This is a genomic window from Aequorivita antarctica (genome assembly GCF_007997155.1).
Lineage (GTDB): Bacteria > Bacteroidota > Bacteroidia > Flavobacteriales > Flavobacteriaceae > Aequorivita > Aequorivita antarctica.
In genome coordinates this window covers 139,632-157,320 of the sequence record NZ_VORT01000001.1, presented here as the reverse complement: position 1 = coordinate 157,320, position 17,689 = coordinate 139,632, and the positions used below count along the sequence as shown (strand labels likewise).

The 17,689-nt window shown below is 36.5% G+C and carries 20 protein-coding genes and 1 tRNA gene; 8 read left to right on the top strand and 13 right to left on the bottom strand.

What is annotated here, in order from left to right; all coding sequences use genetic code 11:
• Nucleotides 1–88 precede the first annotated feature (88 nt).
• Nucleotides 89–1,600 (top strand): glutamate--tRNA ligase, encoded by a 1,512-nt coding sequence (gltX, locus tag ESU54_RS00745; protein WP_111843023.1) that lies wholly within the window; start codon nucleotides 89–91, stop codon nucleotides 1,598–1,600.
• On the opposite strand, the gene ESU54_RS00740 is transcribed toward gltX, so the two are convergent.
• A complete protein-coding gene (locus tag ESU54_RS00740) occupies nucleotides 1,597–2,310 on the bottom strand; it encodes a hypothetical protein (protein WP_111843024.1) in 714 nt (237 codons plus the stop codon). The two genes, gltX and ESU54_RS00740, sit on opposite strands and share 4 nt — an antisense overlap.
• Before the next feature lie 28 nt (nucleotides 2,311–2,338).
• Here ESU54_RS00740 and ESU54_RS00735 point away from each other — a divergent pair, with 28 nt between their 5' ends.
• Nucleotides 2,339–3,331: an SPFH domain-containing protein gene (locus tag ESU54_RS00735; protein ID WP_111843025.1), complete on the top strand. Its 993-nt coding sequence runs from the start codon at nucleotides 2,339–2,341 to the stop codon at nucleotides 3,329–3,331.
• Nucleotides 3,332–3,418: 87 nt separating this feature from the next.
• Here the strand turns inward: ESU54_RS00735 and ESU54_RS00730 are convergent, their stop codons facing one another.
• The 4 genes from ESU54_RS00730 to ESU54_RS00715 form a co-directional block, all read right to left on the bottom strand.
• Nucleotides 3,419–3,670, bottom strand: a complete 252-nt coding sequence (locus tag ESU54_RS00730; protein ID WP_111843026.1) for a DUF6327 family protein — start codon at nucleotides 3,668–3,670, stop codon at nucleotides 3,419–3,421.
• Between the two features lie 5 nt (nucleotides 3,671–3,675).
• Nucleotides 3,676–4,122 (bottom strand): phage holin family protein, encoded by a 447-nt coding sequence (locus tag ESU54_RS00725; RefSeq protein ID WP_111843027.1) that lies wholly within the window; start codon nucleotides 4,120–4,122, stop codon nucleotides 3,676–3,678.
• Nucleotide 4,123: 1 nt separating this feature from the next.
• A complete protein-coding gene (locus ESU54_RS00720) occupies nucleotides 4,124–4,501 on the bottom strand; it encodes a YtxH domain-containing protein (protein ID WP_111843028.1) in 378 nt (125 codons plus the stop codon).
• Nucleotides 4,502–4,668: 167 nt separating this feature from the next.
• On the bottom strand, nucleotides 4,669–6,348 hold the full coding sequence (locus ESU54_RS00715) for a glutamine--tRNA ligase/YqeY domain fusion protein (protein ID WP_111843029.1): 1,680 nt from the start codon (nucleotides 6,346–6,348) through the stop codon (nucleotides 4,669–4,671).
• 107 nt (nucleotides 6,349–6,455) lie between these two features.
• On the opposite strand from ESU54_RS00715, the gene folB reads away from it, so the two are divergent.
• Nucleotides 6,456–6,812, top strand: coding sequence for a dihydroneopterin aldolase (gene folB, locus ESU54_RS00710; RefSeq protein WP_111843030.1), 357 nt, complete (start codon nucleotides 6,456–6,458; stop codon nucleotides 6,810–6,812).
• 57 nt (nucleotides 6,813–6,869) lie between these two features.
• Nucleotides 6,870–6,940 (top strand) — tRNA-Cys (locus ESU54_RS00705).
• A 32-nt stretch (nucleotides 6,941–6,972) separates the two neighbouring features.
• On the opposite strand, the gene ESU54_RS00700 is transcribed toward ESU54_RS00705, so the two are convergent.
• From ESU54_RS00700 to rnr, 3 genes are read right to left on the bottom strand one after another with little or no spacing between them, the layout of a single operon-like run.
• On the bottom strand, nucleotides 6,973–7,719 hold the full coding sequence (locus ESU54_RS00700) for a LysE family translocator (protein ID WP_317046603.1): 747 nt from the start codon (nucleotides 7,717–7,719) through the stop codon (nucleotides 6,973–6,975).
• Nucleotides 7,720–7,732: 13 nt separating this feature from the next.
• Nucleotides 7,733–8,416: a head GIN domain-containing protein gene (locus ESU54_RS00695; RefSeq protein ID WP_111843032.1), complete on the bottom strand. Its 684-nt coding sequence runs from the start codon at nucleotides 8,414–8,416 to the stop codon at nucleotides 7,733–7,735.
• Between the two features lie 17 nt (nucleotides 8,417–8,433).
• Nucleotides 8,434–10,635 (bottom strand): ribonuclease R, encoded by a 2,202-nt coding sequence (gene rnr, locus ESU54_RS00690; protein WP_111843033.1) that lies wholly within the window; start codon nucleotides 10,633–10,635, stop codon nucleotides 8,434–8,436.
• Between the two features lie 110 nt (nucleotides 10,636–10,745).
• Here rnr and ESU54_RS00685 point away from each other — a divergent pair, with 110 nt between their 5' ends.
• From ESU54_RS00685 to ESU54_RS00670, 4 genes are all read left to right on the top strand, one after another.
• Nucleotides 10,746–10,985 (top strand): putative signal transducing protein, encoded by a 240-nt coding sequence (locus ESU54_RS00685; RefSeq protein ID WP_111843034.1) that lies wholly within the window; start codon nucleotides 10,746–10,748, stop codon nucleotides 10,983–10,985.
• Between the two features lie 650 nt (nucleotides 10,986–11,635).
• Nucleotides 11,636–12,067, top strand: coding sequence for a ribose 5-phosphate isomerase B (gene rpiB / locus ESU54_RS00680; protein ID WP_111843035.1), 432 nt, complete (start codon nucleotides 11,636–11,638; stop codon nucleotides 12,065–12,067).
• Between the two features lie 9 nt (nucleotides 12,068–12,076).
• Nucleotides 12,077–12,994, top strand: coding sequence for a cation diffusion facilitator family transporter (locus ESU54_RS00675; RefSeq protein WP_111843036.1), 918 nt, complete (start codon nucleotides 12,077–12,079; stop codon nucleotides 12,992–12,994).
• A gap of 16 nt (nucleotides 12,995–13,010) precedes the next feature.
• Complete coding sequence (locus tag ESU54_RS00670) at nucleotides 13,011–13,451, top strand: GNAT family N-acetyltransferase (protein ID WP_111843037.1); 441 nt, start codon at nucleotides 13,011–13,013, stop codon at nucleotides 13,449–13,451.
• Here the strand turns inward: ESU54_RS00670 and ESU54_RS00665 are convergent.
• From ESU54_RS00665 to ESU54_RS00645, 5 genes are all read right to left on the bottom strand, one after another.
• Nucleotides 13,441–13,812 (bottom strand): hypothetical protein, encoded by a 372-nt coding sequence (locus ESU54_RS00665; protein ID WP_111843038.1) that lies wholly within the window; start codon nucleotides 13,810–13,812, stop codon nucleotides 13,441–13,443. The genes ESU54_RS00670 and ESU54_RS00665 overlap by 11 nt on opposite strands.
• Nucleotides 13,813–13,885: 73 nt before the next feature.
• Nucleotides 13,886–14,704 carry a sterol desaturase family protein gene (locus ESU54_RS00660; protein WP_111843039.1) on the bottom strand — a complete coding sequence of 273 codons (819 nt, stop codon included), beginning with the start codon at nucleotides 14,702–14,704 and terminating at the stop codon, nucleotides 13,886–13,888.
• A gap of 26 nt (nucleotides 14,705–14,730) precedes the next feature.
• On the bottom strand, nucleotides 14,731–15,090 hold the full coding sequence (locus ESU54_RS00655) for a hypothetical protein (RefSeq protein WP_111843040.1): 360 nt from the start codon (nucleotides 15,088–15,090) through the stop codon (nucleotides 14,731–14,733).
• A gap of 90 nt (nucleotides 15,091–15,180) precedes the next feature.
• Entirely contained in the window at nucleotides 15,181–16,803 is a 1,623-nt protein-coding gene (locus tag ESU54_RS00650) for a S41 family peptidase (protein ID WP_111843260.1), read from the bottom strand.
• 11 nt (nucleotides 16,804–16,814) lie between these two features.
• Complete coding sequence (locus ESU54_RS00645) at nucleotides 16,815–17,630, bottom strand: DUF4349 domain-containing protein (RefSeq protein WP_111843041.1); 816 nt, start codon at nucleotides 17,628–17,630, stop codon at nucleotides 16,815–16,817.
• Between the last annotated feature and the right edge of the window lie 59 nt (nucleotides 17,631–17,689).

Genomic DNA, 17,689 nt, shown 5'->3' with positions numbered 1-17,689 from the left:
CAAAAAAAGAAAAAACAGCGCCGTGGAATAACTTTAAAATGCCACAACAGAATTGTACCTTTGCGCCTTCATAAAAAGAATACAGATTATGTCTCAAAAAGTTCGGGTTCGTTTTGCCCCAAGTCCAACAGGGCCTTTACATATTGGTGGTGTTCGCACTGCTTTGTTCAATTATTTATTCGCAAAAAAACACGGTGGTGATTTTCTATTGCGAATAGAAGATACCGACCAAAACCGTTATGTGGAAGGTGCAGAGGCGTATATTATTGAAGCTTTAAATTGGTTGAACATTCCTTATGACGAGGGTCCTGGAAAAGAAAAAGACTGTGGCCCATACCGCCAAAGCGAAAGAAAAGAGCTCTATAAACAATATGCAGATACATTAATTGAATCCGGAAACGCTTATTTCGCTTTTGATACTGCTGAAGAACTTGACGCGCACCGAAAAGACCACGAAGCAAAAGGAAAAACTTTTATATACAATTGGCACAACCGTTTAAAACTGAAAAATTCATTGGTTATTTCTGCGGAAGAAACCCAACAAAAAATAGCCAAAGGCGAAGAATATGTTATCCGCTTTAAATCGCCTGAAGATGAAACGCTATATTTAAACGATATTATCCGTGGCGGAATGCAGGTAGAAACCAATGTTCTAGACGATAAAGTTTTGTTTAAAAGCGACGGAATGCCAACCTACCATTTGGCAAATATTGTGGACGACCATTTAATGAAAATAACCCATGTTATTCGTGGCGAGGAATGGTTGCCATCTTTAGCGTTACACGTTTTGTTGTATCGCGCTTTTGGCTGGAATGCTCCACAGTTCGCACATTTACCCCTAATTTTAAAGCCTACTGGTAACGGAAAACTCAGCAAACGCGATGGCGACAAAATGGGTTTTCCAGTATTTCCTTTAGAGTGGAAAACTGCCGAAGGTGACTTGTTTTCTGGCTACCGAGAAGATGGCTATCTACCCGAAGCCGTTATAAATATGTTGGCTTTTTTAGGCTGGAACCCAGGAACGGAGCAGGAAATTTTTAGTTTAGAGGAATTGGTTGAATCTTTTGATTTAGAACGCGTCCATAAAGCTGGCGCAAAATTTGATCCCGAAAAAACAAAATGGTTTCAGCACCAATATATTCAAACGGTTGATGATGCTGAATTAGCTTCTCAGTTTTCAAAATTCTTAAAACAAAAAGACATCTCGACTGCTCTGGATGTGACAAAGATTGTTTCGCTTTTAAAAGAACGCGCAACCTTCGTCAGCGACCTTTGGGAACAGGGAAGTTTCTTTTTTGAAGCTCCTGAAAATTACGATGCAAAAGCTGCGGAAAAAGCATTTAAACCTGAAACTCCGGAATTATTGCAACAAGTAGTTTCTATCTTAAATACTTCCGAAGACTTTTCAGTAGAAAAACTTTCGGAAAAAGTAAAAGGATGGATCACTTCAGAAAATATAGGTTTTGGAAAAGTAATGATGCCACTGCGTTTGGCTTTGGTTGGTGAAATGAAAGGTCCAGATGTTTTTGATATTCTTTCAATTTTAGGAAAAGAAGAAAGCATTTCCCGCATTGAAAAAGCGATTGATTTTATGGGTTAAAAGTAAATTACTCCAGATACAATAATTGTGGAGCTATTGCCTTTAAAGTCATCCTTTTCCAAATCATTTCCATTCAATGTACCCAACATATTTGTAACACCGTATTGGTATTGTGCGCCTATACGAAAGTGCTCCAAGCCAGCAGTAAGGCCGGCAGCAAGCCGCACGTTGAATCTGGAAATATCCTGAATATCCTTTGCGGTTAGTGTGTTATAGCCCGTTAAAATATAGTCTTCATATTCCTCCCTATCGAGTTTCATTTTTCCACTAATATTGAAAACTGGACCGAACTCAACACTTAAATGTTTAACTATAATGTTATAACTTCCCAAGAAATTGATCTGGGCCCCTTGAATGGTATAGCCAATATTTTGGGTATCGGTTCCCAAAAGATCACTTCCTTCCACCCCCACCGATGCGCTTTGAAAACTTATTCCATAAACCAAATCAAAATCATTTCTGAAAGCGCCACGCGTTGTAAAACCAGCTATAAAGCCTTCTTTTTGCTGGGTTACAAAATCATCGGTTTGAATGTCGAAAAAAGTTATTCCGCCTTGAATTCCTAGAAAATTATAACCTCCATAGTTGCGCTGTGCAAAGGTTTGCTGAAAAAAGAAAAGACAAAAGGTAGCAAAAATCAATCGTTTAAAATTCATCGTTGGGGATATTTTGAAGGCGTGAAAATAGGTTTTATTTTTTGTATCTTCCACAACGTTTAATCATTAATATTTAAAAATTATGGGTGGGTTTATTTTTATACCGCTGCTGGTTGTTGGCTTTTTTATTCTATTGGCAGGCTTTTTTACAGTAAAACAACAAACTGCCGCAGTTGTAGAACGCTTCGGAAAATTTCATAGTATAAGGCATTCTGGATTGCAATTAAAAATTCCTTTAGTCGATCGAATTGCTGGACGCATTAACTTGAAAATACAGCAGTTAGATGTAATTGTTGAAACAAAAACCAAAGATGACGTTTTTGTTCGATTGAAAATTTCGGTACAGTTTCAGGTTTTGGAACAGAAGGTTTATGACGCTTTTTATAAGCTTCAAAACCCTCATGATCAAGTAACTTCATATGTTTTTGACGTAGTTCGCGCCGAAGTACCAAAAATGAAACTCGACGATGTTTTTGAAAGAAAAGACGATGTTGCAATAGCAGTAAAATCGGAATTGAACGAAGCCATGAGCACTTATGGTTACGACATTATTAAAACGCTCGTTACAGACATTGATCCAGACGTACAAGTTAAGGAAGCAATGAATAGAATTAATGCAGCCGAACGTGAAAAGGTAGCTGCCGAATTTGAGGCGGAAGCAGAACGTATAAAAATTGTTGCCAAGGCGCGCGCAGAAGCAGAAAGCAAGCGTTTGCAGGGACAAGGTATTGCAGACCAGCGTCGCGAAATTGCGAGAGGTTTGGAAGAAAGTGTGGATGTGCTCAATAATGTGGGTATCAATTCACAAGAAGCATCAGCGCTTATTGTGGTAACGCAGCATTATGATACCTTACAGAGCATTGGGGAAGCTACTAATACTAATCTTATCTTGTTGCCAAACTCACCTCAAGCGGGGAGTGATATGCTGAACAATATGATAGCGAGTTTCGTGGCCAGCAACCAGATTGGTGAACAAATGAAAAAAGAAAATATTGAAAGAGGTATTGTCTCCAAAAAGAAGCCGAAACGCCAAGCTCCGCCACGTGCTGAGGAAGGGGATGACTTGAATTATTAATTCCGATTTAATATAACAACAAAGCCCTTCTATTTCTAGAAGGGCTTTTTTTATCAATCAATCAAAGATTAGCAACAATTAAAGATACTAATCATCTTCGTAATCTTTCTTCTTCACTGTTTTTATGCCTATTAGTTTATCCACAACCTTTAAAACGAAAGCTTTTTGTAATATAGAACCGACCGTACTCGCAATCAAGTTTATAGGAGAAAAGGTTTCATTGATGGTTTCCTTGGTTTCTTGCAAACCTAGCTTCATTTCTTCCATATCAATCTGCGATTTTAGGCGAAGGTATTTTAAATCCCTATCAATTTCGTCAAAAGTACTGTATCGCTTCATAAATACTATTTTGAAATATTTGATTTTCGCACTGCTTTCTCTTGGAGTGTTTCTTCATATTCCTTTAATTCTTGCTCTGCCAAAACTTTTGGTTCCAAGTCATCTTCATCGTATAACAATGTAGAAAATTTATGAAGCATTTTTTGCTCTATAATTTTTCTTCCGAAGATAAACATGAAAATCAGTATTATTCCGTAGAAAACGCCAATCAACAAAAAGCCAACGTAAACGTTTTCGAAAAAAGTAGCCAACCAAAATGCGGCGCCAAGGGAAATAAAAAGCAGTACAAAGAGAGAGAGACTACCATAAACTAATAGATTTACAAGAGATATAGCTCCTTTCATTGTAGTTTTAAACAGGCGGAGTTTGTAATACTCCGCCATGCTCAAACTATAATCTTCAATTCTGTCTGTAACCTTGTGCAGGCTGTCCTTGAGGCCTTTAAATGCCATATTATGCTGTTACTTTTTTAGCTGTTGCTTTTGCTTTGTCAAGTTTGGAATCCATTTGAAGTTTTGCGTTTTGTCTTCGCAATGCTTCCAACTTATCCTCCATTGCCAACAATATATCATCTGCTTTGTAGCTTGCAGAAGATAGTGTTTCGTTCAATTTTTGTTCAAAGCTATACTTAGCCTGTTGTGCTTTTTCGCTGAGTGTATGGCTAGTTTCTTGAATTTGTTTATTCAATTTTTTCTGAGCTTTCTGAGCTTCTTTGCTAAGCTTATCTCTAGTTTTTGAACCTTTGTCTGGCGCATAAAGTATTCCTAATCCAGCTCCAATAGCTGCTCCAGTTAATAATGCGATGAGTGTTTGACCTGTATTTGATGCCATTATTCTATGTTTTATTAGTTAATAATATCAAAGGTAAGTATTGCATTTTCGCTTTGCTGTTAACAACCGGTTAATAGTTAATTTTCAATTCTTAAATTTGTCTTAAATGATGGTGATTATTGCCAATTTTTCTTAAAAAAACAAATATTTCTTGTAATAATTGTTAATTATTCTGTCAATTTGGTCCAAGAGTCACGCAACGCAACGGTGCGATTGAAAACAATTTTTTCTGAAGTAGAATCTCTATCAACAACGAAATAACCCAAACGCTGAAACTGAAACTTGTCTTCAACTTTAGAATCTTTCACGCTTGGTTCGGCATAGCCCGTTATTACTTGTAATGAATCTGGATTTATGAATTCCATAAAGTCCTTTTCTTTATTGGTATCTGGCGAAGCTTCTGTGAAAAGACGATCGTAAAGACGAACTTCAACAGGAATTGCGTGTGCAGCAGAAACCCAATGAAGTGTTCCCTTTACTTTTCGAAGAGAAGCTTCAGAATCACTTCCACTTTTGCTGTCAGGATCGTATGTGCAATGAATTTCAGTAATATTTCCCTCGGAATCCTTTACTACGCTTTCACCTTTAATGATGTAAGCATTCTTCAAGCGAACCTCTTTACCGAGAGTTAATCTGAAAAATTTACGGTTTGCTTCTTCCAAGAAATCTTCTCTTTCAATCCACAATTCTTTTGAAAAAGGTACTTCGCGGTTTCCGGCACTTTCGTCTTCTTGATTGTTTTCAGCCTCTAGCATTTCGGTTTTACCCTCTGGATAATTATCTATTATCAACTTCACAGGATCTAAAACCACCATGATTCTTGGTGCTATTTTGTTGAGATCTTCTCGGACATTAAATTCTAAATGTGAGACATCTATCAAATTTTCACGTTTTCCAACACCAATGCTATTTGCAAAGTTTTTGATAGAATCTGGTGTGTAACCTCTTCGGCGTAGACCGGAAATTGTGGGCATTCGTGGATCGTCCCAGCCAGTAACAAGGCCGCTACTAACCAGCTGTGCAAGTTTTCGTTTGCTAACAACGGTATGGCTTAAGTTTCTACGGGCGAATTCGCGCTGTTTGGGGCGTAATCTTTTAGAATCATACACTTGGTCCAAAAACCAATCGTAAAGCTCTCTGTGGGGCAGGAATTCCAGCGTACAGAAAGAATGCGATACTTGTTCTATATAATCGCTTTCGCCATGGGTCCAATCGTACATCGGGAAGATTTTCCAATCAGTCCCTGTGCGGTGGTGGTGTTTATTAATGGTTCGGTACATAACAGGATCGCGCATTAACATATTTGGCGATTCCATATTTATTTTAGCGCGAAGTACATGTTCACCTTCTTTGGTTTCGCCATTTTTCATTTTCTCCAACAAATCCAAGTTTTCCTCAACAGAACGATTTCTAAAAGGGCTCGGTTTTCCAGGTGTGTTTGGCGTTCCTTTTTGTTCTGCAATCGTTTCAGAGGTTTGGGAATCTACGTATGCCTTTCCTTCCTTAACCATTTTAACCGCCCATTCATATAACTGCGGAAAATAATCGGAAGCATAACATTCTGTTGCCCACTCATAGCCCAACCAAGAAATATCCTTTTTAATGGCATCGACAAATTCTTGTTCCTCTTTTGCTGGATTGGTATCGTCAAAACGAAGGTTTACAGGGGCATTGTACCGCTCACCCAAACCAAAATTCAAACATATTGAAGACGCATGGCCAATATGAAGATACCCGTTGGGCTCAGGCGGGAAACGAAAGCACAATTGTTCCTTTTTATATCCTTTAGTAAGATCTTCTTCAATTATGTGTTCAATAAAATTCAGCGGCGCGGCTTCGTTTGTCATATTCTTTAGGTTAAAGACGTATTGCGTCTTGTAAATAATGCTTTGTATTTAAGAGGTACAAAGGTAACCAAATAACATAAAAAAGTATCTTTGCGAAAACTAATTACATGGGAACCATTCGTTTAAAAAACATAAAGATTTACGCCTTTCACGGGTGTTTGATTGAAGAAGGACAAATAGGCTCTGACTATATAGTGAATCTTTCGGTGAAGGCTGATTTAAAAAAGGCTTCCTATAGTGATGAATTAGCAGATACTGTGGATTATGTTTTGTTGCAAAAAATTGTTCGGAAAGAAATGGCGGAGCGTGCCAAACTTTTGGAACATGTGGCAAAACGAATAATGGAATCTGTTTTGGAGAAGGTGGAACTGGTTAACGAAGTGAAAGTTACCGTTGCAAAACGAAATCCCCCTATTGGCGGAGATGTAGCGGAAGTAAGTGTAACTATGAAGATGAAACGGTAATTTGTTTTTTAAGTAGGAATTTTAAGTTTAATTTTTTTACATTTGCAAGCTTAATAGGGTATCGTGGCCGAGTGGCTAGGCTCAGCTCTGCAAAAGCTGCTACAGCGGTTCGAATCCGCTCGATACCTCAAAAAAACCTCAACGTATCGTTGGGGTTTTTTTATTGCGGTTCTTCAACTGGAGGAATTGGTTTTTCTAAAGGATGTTGCTGCCCAGGAATTTTTTCAAGACCCGCTTCTACTCCTTTTGGGAAAACACCTTGGATAAGCAGTAAAATTCCAAAGCCCAAAATTAAAATACTGACCCATTTTTTTGTTTTAAAAATGAAACGCGGGGTCATTTTGTTTTTTAGCCTTTTTGCCAAAAGCATTTTTAAAAGGTCTGTGAGAAAGAAGGTTGCCAATACAGTGGCAATAAAAAGAAGTACACCATTTTCTGAAGTGGTAAGGGCATTTGCCATAATCAAAGTTCCTATCCAACCTGCCAAAACACCGAAGTTCACAAAATTCAAGAGGAAGCCTTTCAGAAATAATCCACCGAGGTTTTTTTTCACGTTTACAGCATAGTGTTCGCGAACAATTTTAAAAATAGATTTGTTGGTGCGGATGTATGAAATTATTCCATAAGCTATCAAAATGGCACCTCCAAAGATGAGAAGGCCTGGATCGTGCTTCACTTTTTCTAATATTCTACTTGTACTGAAAAAGGCTATAAATATGAAAATTATATCTGCAACGAGTGCGCCAAGATCGAAAAATATTGCTGCCTTAATTCCTTTAGTAATCGCTGTCTCAATCAATGTAAAAAACACAGGGCCGACGGCAAATGCCAATAAAAATCCGTAAAATGCAGCGTAGAGTAAACCGTCAAACATAGTAGGGTAAAAATACAAATTACTTTTACCCAATTACAGTAAAATTTTAATTTTTACCTTTTACTATTTCAATTTTTCCGCCAGCAAGTTTTTTCTTTTTTACCTCATTCGGATTTCCATAAACTGTAATATACCCACCTGCAGTAACTTTTGCATCCACTATGTCTGTAGCGAAAACAGTTGCAGATCCCCCAGCAGTTACGGTAACATAGGTTTCCTTTGAAATAAGTTCTTTAGCTTCATAAACACCGCCTGAATTTATGTTGATGTCTTGTCTTTGGGTAGTTCCTTTTACTTCAATAACACCACCAGAAACCGATTTAATATTTAGATTTTCTGTAGCTACAGCAATGTCAATTTTTCCTCCCTCTTGAGTTTTTAGTTCTAAAGAAGCTATTCTTATTTCAGTTTCTGAATATATTTTTGATCCTTCATTGGCGTCAATAATAGCAATGTTTTTAAAGAAAACGGTCACAGTAGTAGCATTGCCATCAAAACGCTCTTCAAGTTCCATCCGTATTTTCAATACGCCGTTATCGTTGATAGTTTTTACATATTCAGTATTCTTACCAGCAATAACCACCCTATTTTCATCAGACGGAATAAGTTTTACGGTTATAAGGTCGTAAACCTTTAGTTCACTAAAATCACCAACTTCTGTTTTTATTTCTTCTTGCGAAAAAGCAAAAGAGGTTATAAAAAGTACACTTATAAATATTAATTTTTTCATCGGTTTCTTTTTAGATTTTAAAAATCTTTTCCGTGTCCCAGCATCGTAAAGTCTAAATGCTTCTTCACTAAATCAGCATTTTTCACTTTTACGTATACTTCATCACCAAGACGGTAAATTTTATTGGTTCGCTGGCCAATTACTGCATATTCATCTTTGTCAAATTCGTAACGGTCGTCCTGCAAATCTTGTAAACGGACCATTCCTTCACATTTATTCGATATAATTTCTATATAAATTCCCCATTCGGTTACTCCAGAAATTACACCCAAAAAGTCTTGATCCTGATGATCCTGCATATACTTCACCTGCATATATTTTATGCTATCGCGTTCGGCATTGGTGGCGAGATTTTCCATATCGCTGCTGTGACCACATTTTTCTTCGTATTCTTCCTCTTTGGCCGATTTTCCGTTGTCTAAATAGTGTTGCAACAAGCGATGTACCATCACATCTGGATAACGACGAATTGGCGAAGTAAAATGTGTGTAATAATCAAAAGCCAAACCGTAGTGACCAATGTTATGAGTGGTGTACATTGCCTTGCTCATACTGCGTATGGTCAGCGTATCAATTAAATTCTGTTCTTTTTTTCCGTGAACATCCTTTAAAAGTTGGTTCATTGAAGTTGCGGTAGTATGACGATCTTTAGTGTTCAGTTTATACCCGAAACGTTTGATTATATTTTCAAGAGCGGCTATTTTTTCATCATCCGGTTCGTCGTGGACACGGTAAACAAAGGTCTTTTTTGGTTCTTGTTTTCCTATGAATTCAGCCACACTTCTGTTTGCTAAAAGCATGAATTCCTCAATCAGTTTGTTGGCATCTTTACTTTCTTTGAAATAAACACCCTCTGGGTTGCTTTTTTCATCGAGAATAAATTTCACTTCCACTTTATCAAATGAAATAGCACCGGCTCGCATACGTTTTGTACGTAATATTTTTGCTAATCGATCCATTTCTAATATAGCTTTAGCAATTTCTGGCTTAACTGTGTATTCCGTATCTGTAATTGAAATATTTGAGGGAATTGTATGTATTTCTTCAGTAGGATTTTCAATTATGTGCTGTGCTTCTTCATAAGCAAAACGCGCATCACTGTAAGTTACAGTTCTTCCAAACCATTGTTTTACAATTTCTGCTTTTGGGTTTATTTCGAATACTGCAGAGAAAGTATATTTTTCCTCATTCGGACGAAGCGAACAAGCGTTGTTTGAAAGAATTTCTGGTAGCATGGGTACCACTCTATCTACTAAATAAACTGATGTTGCGCGTTCGTAAGCTTCATCATCCAGTTCGTTTCCTGGAGTTAGATAATGTGAAACGTCTGCAATATGTATTCCTATTTCGTAATTTCCGTTGTCTAATTTTTCAAAGGAAAGGGCATCGTCAAAATCCTTTGCATCTTTTGGATCTATTGTAAATGTGAGCACATCGCGCATATCGCGACGTTTTTTTATTTCAGAAGCTTGTATTGAAGTGTCAATGTTATTGGCGTAATCTTCAACTTCCTTTGGAAATTCATACGGCAGCCCGTATTGTGCAAGAATGGAATGGATTTCCGTATTGTGTTCACCTGGCATTCCGAGAACTTTTATAACGCTTCCGAAGGGGGAATCAGCTTTTTCTGGCCAATCTTCCATAGCCACCAAAACTTTTTCTCCATTTTTTGCACCGTTTATTTTATTCTTAGGAACAAAAATATCGGTGTACATTTTATAATCGGTAACATCAACAAATGCAAAGTTTTCCTGTACTTGAATGGTACCTACAAACTCAGTTCTTTTTCTCTCTAAAATCTTGGTTACTTCTCCTTCGGTCTTACCACCTTTTTTGCGTTTGAAAACATAAACTTCAACAATATCGCCATTTAAGGCTTTGTTTAAGTTTTGGCTTTTCACATAAATATCTTCTTCTAAATCCTCGACAATAATATAACCTTGGCCACGGCCTGCTATATCTACTCTTCCTGTGTAATAATTTTGTGAAGGGGTAAGTATATATTTGCCACGCTCAATTTCTTGAATAGTGCCCTTTCCTTGCAGATCTTTTAGTTTTTTTACTATTTGGTTTCTGCTGCTAGGATCGTCCAGTTGGAGTTTTGCGGCAATTTGTTTGTAGTTAAATGCTTGTGAATGATCTTTCCGAAGAATGTTTAATATAGTTTGGGAAAGATTTTCAATTTTATTGTTTTTAATTTTACGTTTTTGTTTAGGCATAGTTTATTTTGTAATAAATGTAAAAGTACTACTTCTCAAGGAATGACGTGTTTACATTAGGAAAGATTTAGTACCTTAGTAAGGGTCTCTGATTTCAGTAATATTCTAAAATGAAGCATTTTAAAACCATCGCTGTTTTTTCTTATTCTGCAGAATATGCAGTGCTTCAGCTTTTGTTTGATCAAGAAGAGATTCGATATATTTTTATGAATGAAGTAATGAATAGTGTTTTTCCATTTTATCCCAACACTATTGGTGGTATTAGACTTCAAGTACATATTGACGATATTGAACAAGCAGCGGAAATTATTAAAAATCTAGATTATCCTTCCAGTTTGAAAATAGTTTGAAATTTTGAAGCAAGAAACAAGAAGCAAGATAAAACTATTAGTCAAATTAAACATTTTTAAAAATATTGTATCTATAGTCCTGGCTCCCTTTTCCCTTTTTTATTGTTATCAACATATATTAATACATCATTTCCTTTTTTTAAATTATTAAAATAAAAATGGTGATGATTATAGGGTGTTAATATGTACTATAACTTTTTGAAGATTTGTTTTGAAATCAATTTATTGTTTTTTAATAATACGTTATTAACATATATTTAAGATTTAAAACGCTTAAAAATAATGAAATAACATAAGAAGTTAACAACTGTGAACAACCTATTTTAACAACTGAAAACTCATAAGTTTTTATGGAAATTTTGTTTGAAACAGGAAGAATCTTGCTAACAAATAACATGTAAAAAAGGGTTTAAATTTTTGGTCTATTTAAATTTTTGAACCTATTGTAAATAATAATTACCCCTGCAATTTTACTTGTCTTATTAAGTAAACAAATATCAACAATGTTGTTAACTAAATTATCAATAACACGTTAAGAAATCGTTATCAATTGATTTTCAATAGGTGTTGAACACAAACGTTGAGATAATTAATAATCCATTTATCTTTAAATAAAAAGACGATGCTTTATCTTTGAAAAAAATTTAGTCATGAAAATTTCCATCGGCAACGATCACGCAGGTACTGAGTATAAGTTTGAAATAGTTTCTTTTCTTGAAAAAGAAGGACACACAGTTATTAACCACGGAACCGACTCTGAGGCAAGTGTGGATTATCCAGATTTTGTGCATCCTGTAGCAAATGATGTGGAAAACGGAAAAGTGGATTTTGGCATTATAATATGCGGTAGCGGAAATGGAGCGAACATGACCGCTAACAAACATCAAAAAGTACGTTCTGCACTTTGCTGGACCAAAGAAATTACCGAGCTTGCCCGCCAACACAACAATGCTAATATTTTAAGCATTCCGGCACGTTTCACTAGTAAACCACAAGCTGTTGAAATGGTGAAAACTTTTTTAAAAACCGATTTTGAAGGAGGCCGTCATCAAAAACGCGTAGAAAAAATAGCGTGTTCATAAAATATTAAAATGTCCCACAGCCACGTGCATTCCCATAACCATTCACACCCTGATTTGAAAGGAAGAAAGCTTTTACTCTCCATTCTATTGAATATTGTTATTACGGTCGCCCAAGTAATTGGCGGATTAATTTCTGGTAGTTTGTCTTTGCTTTCTGACGCCTTGCACAATTTCAGCGACGTACTTTCTTTATCCGTAAGCTATGTTGCTGATAGATATTCAAAAAAGGACGCATCGGTTGAAAAAACATTTGGTTACAAGCGTGCTGAAATAATTGCTGCTTTTGTTAATTCGGCTACTTTAATAATTGTTGCTATTTACCTTATTTACGAGGCAATTCTTCGTTTTGAAAATCAACAACACATAGAAAGTGGTTTAGTTATTTGGTTGGCTCTTTTGGGAATCGTTGTAAATGGGTTTAGTGTAATTCTTCTTTATAAAGATTCAAAAAGCAATATGAATATGCGCTCTGCGTATTTGCATTTGCTAACTGATATGGCTGCGTCTGTCGCTGTTTTGATTGGTGGTTTATTGATGAAATATTTTGAATGGTTTTGGGTGGATAGCATTTTAACTTTTATAATTGCTATTTATTTAATTGTTATGGGTTATAGCTTATTAAAAAGTTCCTATAAGGTATTAATGCTTTTTACGCCAGATGATTTAAATTTGGAACTAATTAATGAGGCAATTTGTAAAATACCCGAGATAAAAAACGCGCACCACATGCATATTTGGCAGCTCAACGAACATGAAACGCATTTGGAGGCACATATTGATTTTCATGAAGACGTCACTCTTTCACAATTTGATGCTGTACTCACGAAGGTTGAAGAATTACTTTATCATGACTTTGGAATAAACCACGTAACAATCCAGCCCGAACACCAAAAGGACGATTCAAAGGATATTATTGTTCAGGATTGATTTTATTTAAAATGCTATGGAAATTGAAGTAAAGAATTTTGAAGAATTGAGCACGAAAGAATTGTATGATGTTTTACAATTGCGAAGCGAAGTATTTGTGGTAGAACAGGATTGTGTTTATCAAGATATTGATGGAAAGGACGAGCGCGCTTTACACATAATGGGTTGGGAAGATGGTATTCTAGTGGCTTACACCCGCTGTTTCAAAGCGGGGGATTATTTCGATGACGCCTCTATAGGGAGAGTTTTGGTGCGTGAAAACTACCGAAAACTTGGTTATGGACACGAAATAACCAAAGCGTCCATAAAAGCGATTAAAACAAAATATAAAGCAGATAAAATAAAAATATCGGCTCAAATATATTTAGTAATTTTTTACGAAAGCCATGGTTTTAAAACCTTTGGCGACCGTTATCTGGAAGACGGCATCCCACACATTGCAATGGTTAGAGCTTAATAAGGTTTTTTTCCAAATTAAGATCTTTCAGCATTTCATCCGTGAATTTGTAATGTCCGCGGCGCGTAATTATTCTGAAGCGTTGGTTTCGCATTCTCGTTAACGTATCAAGAAATTGCCATTTCGACTTCAAAAGTCTTGGTTTTGCAGATTTAAGACTAATTTCAAAATAGTGTTTTATTCCAGCGCGATCTGCTACTATGTCTGGAGTAATTACCACATCGCTATCCTTTTTGTGATAGGATTTTGGAGTTTCATAACCTTCCACATCAGCCTGAATGTGTTCAAAACCCCTCTTTTCTAAATAGGCCACAGATTCCTGTAGAATCTCCATGTTTTCGTCTCTATCTGTTTTTATCATAATCAACAAGATACGATATTATTGATAAACAGGCGGTTAACTTTATGTTAACTAAATAGCGATAGTGTTAAATTCAATTTTTATAAGGAATGGATTTATCAAAAGGAAGCCTGAGTTGTTGCAGAATATTTTCATCGTTTTTGTGATCGGCTATATCCAATCCGTATTTAATATCAGAAGTTTTTCCGTATACAAAAGTTCCGAAAAAGCGGTCCCAAATAGAAAGCATGTTTCCAAAGTTGCTATCCGTCCAAGGCATTTGGTAATGGTGATGGAATTTGTGCATATTCGGCGTAACAATTACATAGCTGAGCGCTTTGTCCAATTGTATTGGAAGGGAAATATTAGCGTGTGTGAAGTACGTGAATAGCACACTTAAAATTCTATAAAAAAGATAGAAAGGGATCGGCATTCCCATAATAACCACTGCAATTAAAGCAAAAGTTTCCCGAATAATAAAGTCGAAGGGATGGTGGCGCGTACCCGTAGTTACATCCACATTTTTATCAGAATGGTGCACCGTGTGCAGTCGCCACATCCAGTTTATTTTGTGAAGAAGATAATGCACAAAATACTGCGCAATCAAATCCAAAACCATGATTGAAAGCAGCAATTCAACCCAAACCGGAGCATTAAAAAGATGAAGCAAACCAAAGGTTGAATCATTTAGCCACAGAAAAACTCCAATGGTTGCCATCCCGAAAACTACGTTTATCAACATTACAAGAGCCAGTAAAATTAAATTGGTTTTTGCGTGCCGCCATTTGTTGTATTTGGTAAAAACGAGTTTGTAATAGCCTTCCAAAACCCAGAAAATGGAAAGGACAAAGAAAATCCACCCCGCTTTCATCCAAACGGGCATGGTTTCGAAGAAGGTTAGGAAGGAGTGCATTAATAGTTTTTATTAAGGATAAATAATTAAAGATCTTCACTTACATAAGTATGATTGAAAGTACTAACCCTAATTCTATCCTGCTTTTTTATTATTACATAAACCCAAACAGGCACTAATAAAATTAATGCTACAGCATACAATCCCATCGCGGTATTTGAACTGCTCAGAATTTTTATCCAAAATATTAGAACTAAAACAGAACCAATCAAAAAAATAATACCTGCGGATAAATATGTAAGTTTTGATTCCTTGGCATATATTTTATTTAATGGAATTTCTATATTTTTATTACAATTATCGCAATTCTGCTTTTTAATTTTTGTATTGTACCTCATTGCATATTCTATACGAGAAGTTGCTTGAGATTTAAATGTATTCTCCAATTTACAATGCGGACATTTTAAGTAGAGTATCAAAAATCAATTTTTTTATTTAAAAAATTAGGTCTCGACTGCGCTCGACCAGACATAAGGTCACTTCAAAATCTTACCATACCGCCCAGCATCATTCAAAACAGCAATAGCCTCCAAAATCTCCGGATTGTGCTCAATTTGATAATTATACAATCCTTCACGATAAAAATAACGCTTCAAAATTTCATCGGTTACCAAAGATTCTATTTCTATTTTTTTGTCAACGATTGCTTTGTCTTTGGCCGCGTCAATTGCTGCCATAAGTTGGTTATAGCTTGCCGAAATGTCTTTGCTCATATCATCATCTTCAGAAATTTTCAAACCTTCAGCAAATTTCTTTTCGGTCTCTGTTTCGTATTCAAAATTGTTGGCTTTCAGAAATTTCAGAAAATCCTGAAAATCGGCTTCCCCGAATTTGAAGTTTTTCCAATCCGTCATTTGGTGACTGTAATAATATTTGGTAGCGTAGTCAAAAATGGCATTGTCTTTTAGCAAAGCCGTTGTAATTGGGCTGTAAACACCAGATTCCAGTTGCACATCGGGCAAAATACCCCCACCGTCATAAACCGTTCTACCGCCTTTGGTTTTAAAAGCGTTATACTCTTTTGCATCTTTCCTTACAGGATCTCCGTTTTCATCACGGTGCCAGTAATCCAAAGCTTGTATACAACGCCCGCTGGGGGTGTAGTAGCGAGAAATGGTTACTTTCAATTGGGTTCCGTAAGTCAATTTTTTTGGTCGCTGAACCAATCCTTTTCCAAAACTGCGTGCACCAACAATCACGGCGCGATCCAAATCCTGCAAGCCACCAGAAACAATTTCACTGGCAGAAGCACTTCTTCCGTTAACTAAAACCACTAACGGAATTTCTTTATCCACGGGATCGTATTTGGTTTTATAGACTTGATTATACTTCTCAATTACCGATTTTGTAGTCGTAATTACTTCCCCTTTGTCTACAAAAAGATTTACAACATTTATGGCTTCATTGAGCAATCCGCCTGGGTTTCCGCGTAAATCTAAAATGATTTTTTTAGCTCCTTGCGATTTCAAATCAACTAAGGCAGCCTTGGTTTCAATCGTTGTTTTTCTATTGAATTGCGAAAGCACAATATAGCCAATGTCATTATTTATCAATTTATAAAAAGGAACTGCTTTAATGTCAACCGCGTCACGCGTGATGGTAGTTGTGGCAGTTTTTCCTTGGCGGTTATAGGTTACTTCCACTTTGGAACCTGGGGCGCCTTTTAATAATTCACCCGCGTCGTCTTCCAAATTGGCAATAGTGACATCTCCAATTTTTATAATTTCATCTCCAGCTTTTAAACCTGCTTTGTCAGCTGGATAATCTTTGTACGGCTCAACAATAATGATTTTATCCTTTTTGCTTTGTGCGCTTGCACCAATGCCCGTATAAATGCCTGAATTGTTGATTTTGGCGTCCTCTACTTGCTGTTCGTTCCAATAGACGGTATAGGGGTCCAAATCTTCCAACATCCCTTTTATGGCTTTGTCCATAAGTGTAGCTGGAGTTACCTCGTCCACGTAATTCATGTTCAATTCCTTGAAAAGGGTAGTGAAAATTTCAATCTGTTTCGCAATTTCGAAAAAATCACTTTTGAAACTTACCGTAGTAAAAAATATACCGATGGCGATAATGGGAACTACTATTCTTTTTTTCATTTTTTGAAATTTTAATGCGTTTTCTTTCTCTTCTTCAGAAATATACGAAGAACAAAAACTATAATTATTGCAACGAGGAATAATGGCCAAAGGTATAAAATGCCCAAGAAAAACACCGAAATCCCGTTCCAGCCGCTCTGCAGTGCATTCTTCATTTTTTGTCCGTAAGATTGTGTGATACCAGTTTCGGCAGTGGTTTTATAAAATTCAATGTTTACGGTGCTCATTGAAACCTGACTTTGAAGATATTGTAATCGGCCCTGTTTTGCCTCAATTTCCTCGCGAATATTGGAAAGTTCACGTTCTATTTCAAGCATTTCTTTTACGTTGTTTGCTTTTTTTAGCAACTCAAGATAACGCTCTTCAAGGGTGCGCTTGGCTTTAAGGCGTGCTTCCAAATCTACAAATTCTTCGGAAACATCCTGTCGTGAAATGTCGCGTTGGTCAAAATAATCAACCCCTTCGGAAATTCCGTCAATAAAAGGCTGAAAGCTTTCCGTGGGAATTCGAATGGTTAAATTTTTATAAATACGGTTATAGTCTTTTCCGCTATTGTCGCTTTGCACCAAGCCTTTGTATTGCGAAGCAAGCTGAAGTATTTTTTTGTGCGTTGCTTCTACATCTTTTGTTTCAAAAGCCAAACGCGCGGTTTTGATGATTTTTTGTTCTTCCATTGGTGGCGGTGATGGCATGAGTTGCTGCGTTATTGGAGCCTCTTCCGTCATTTGAATATCTGCCATTGAAGAACCTGCTTCATAATTTTTGTTGGAACTTCCATTGGAACACCCCAAAACGAACACTAAAAGTAAAGCGCTAACTATTTTCATCTGGAGTAATATTTATTTTTTATATGAAGATGGAATTCGCCTTAGAAAGATTTCTTTAA

Coding starts and splice junctions, on each gene's coding strand:
- gltX (WP_111843023.1), top strand. CDS start 89: ATGTCTCAAAAAGTTCGGGTTCGTTTTGCCCCAAGTCCAACAGGGCCT.
- ESU54_RS00735 (WP_111843025.1), top strand. CDS start 2,339: ATGGGTGGGTTTATTTTTATACCGCTGCTGGTTGTTGGCTTTTTTATT.
- ESU54_RS00730 (WP_111843026.1), bottom strand. CDS start 3,670: ATGAAGCGATACAGTACTTTTGACGAAATTGATAGGGATTTAAAATAC.
- ESU54_RS00725 (WP_111843027.1), bottom strand. CDS start 4,122: ATGGCATTTAAAGGCCTCAAGGACAGCCTGCACAAGGTTACAGACAGA.
- ESU54_RS00720 (WP_111843028.1), bottom strand. CDS start 4,501: ATGGCATCAAATACAGGTCAAACACTCATCGCATTATTAACTGGAGCA.
- ESU54_RS00715 (WP_111843029.1), bottom strand. CDS start 6,348: ATGACAAACGAAGCCGCGCCGCTGAATTTTATTGAACACATAATTGAA.
- folB (WP_111843030.1), top strand. CDS start 6,456: ATGGGAACCATTCGTTTAAAAAACATAAAGATTTACGCCTTTCACGGG.
- ESU54_RS00695 (WP_111843032.1), bottom strand. CDS start 8,416: ATGAAAAAATTAATATTTATAAGTGTACTTTTTATAACCTCTTTTGCT.
- rnr (WP_111843033.1), bottom strand. CDS start 10,635: ATGCCTAAACAAAAACGTAAAATTAAAAACAATAAAATTGAAAATCTT.
- ESU54_RS00685 (WP_111843034.1), top strand. CDS start 10,746: ATGAAGCATTTTAAAACCATCGCTGTTTTTTCTTATTCTGCAGAATAT.
- rpiB (WP_111843035.1), top strand. CDS start 11,636: ATGAAAATTTCCATCGGCAACGATCACGCAGGTACTGAGTATAAGTTT.
- ESU54_RS00675 (WP_111843036.1), top strand. CDS start 12,077: ATGTCCCACAGCCACGTGCATTCCCATAACCATTCACACCCTGATTTG.
- ESU54_RS00670 (WP_111843037.1), top strand. CDS start 13,011: ATGGAAATTGAAGTAAAGAATTTTGAAGAATTGAGCACGAAAGAATTG.
- ESU54_RS00665 (WP_111843038.1), bottom strand. CDS start 13,812: ATGATAAAAACAGATAGAGACGAAAACATGGAGATTCTACAGGAATCT.
- ESU54_RS00660 (WP_111843039.1), bottom strand. CDS start 14,704: ATGCACTCCTTCCTAACCTTCTTCGAAACCATGCCCGTTTGGATGAAA.
- ESU54_RS00650 (WP_111843260.1), bottom strand. CDS start 16,803: ATGAAAAAAAGAATAGTAGTTCCCATTATCGCCATCGGTATATTTTTT.
- ESU54_RS00645 (WP_111843041.1), bottom strand. CDS start 17,630: ATGAAAATAGTTAGCGCTTTACTTTTAGTGTTCGTTTTGGGGTGTTCC.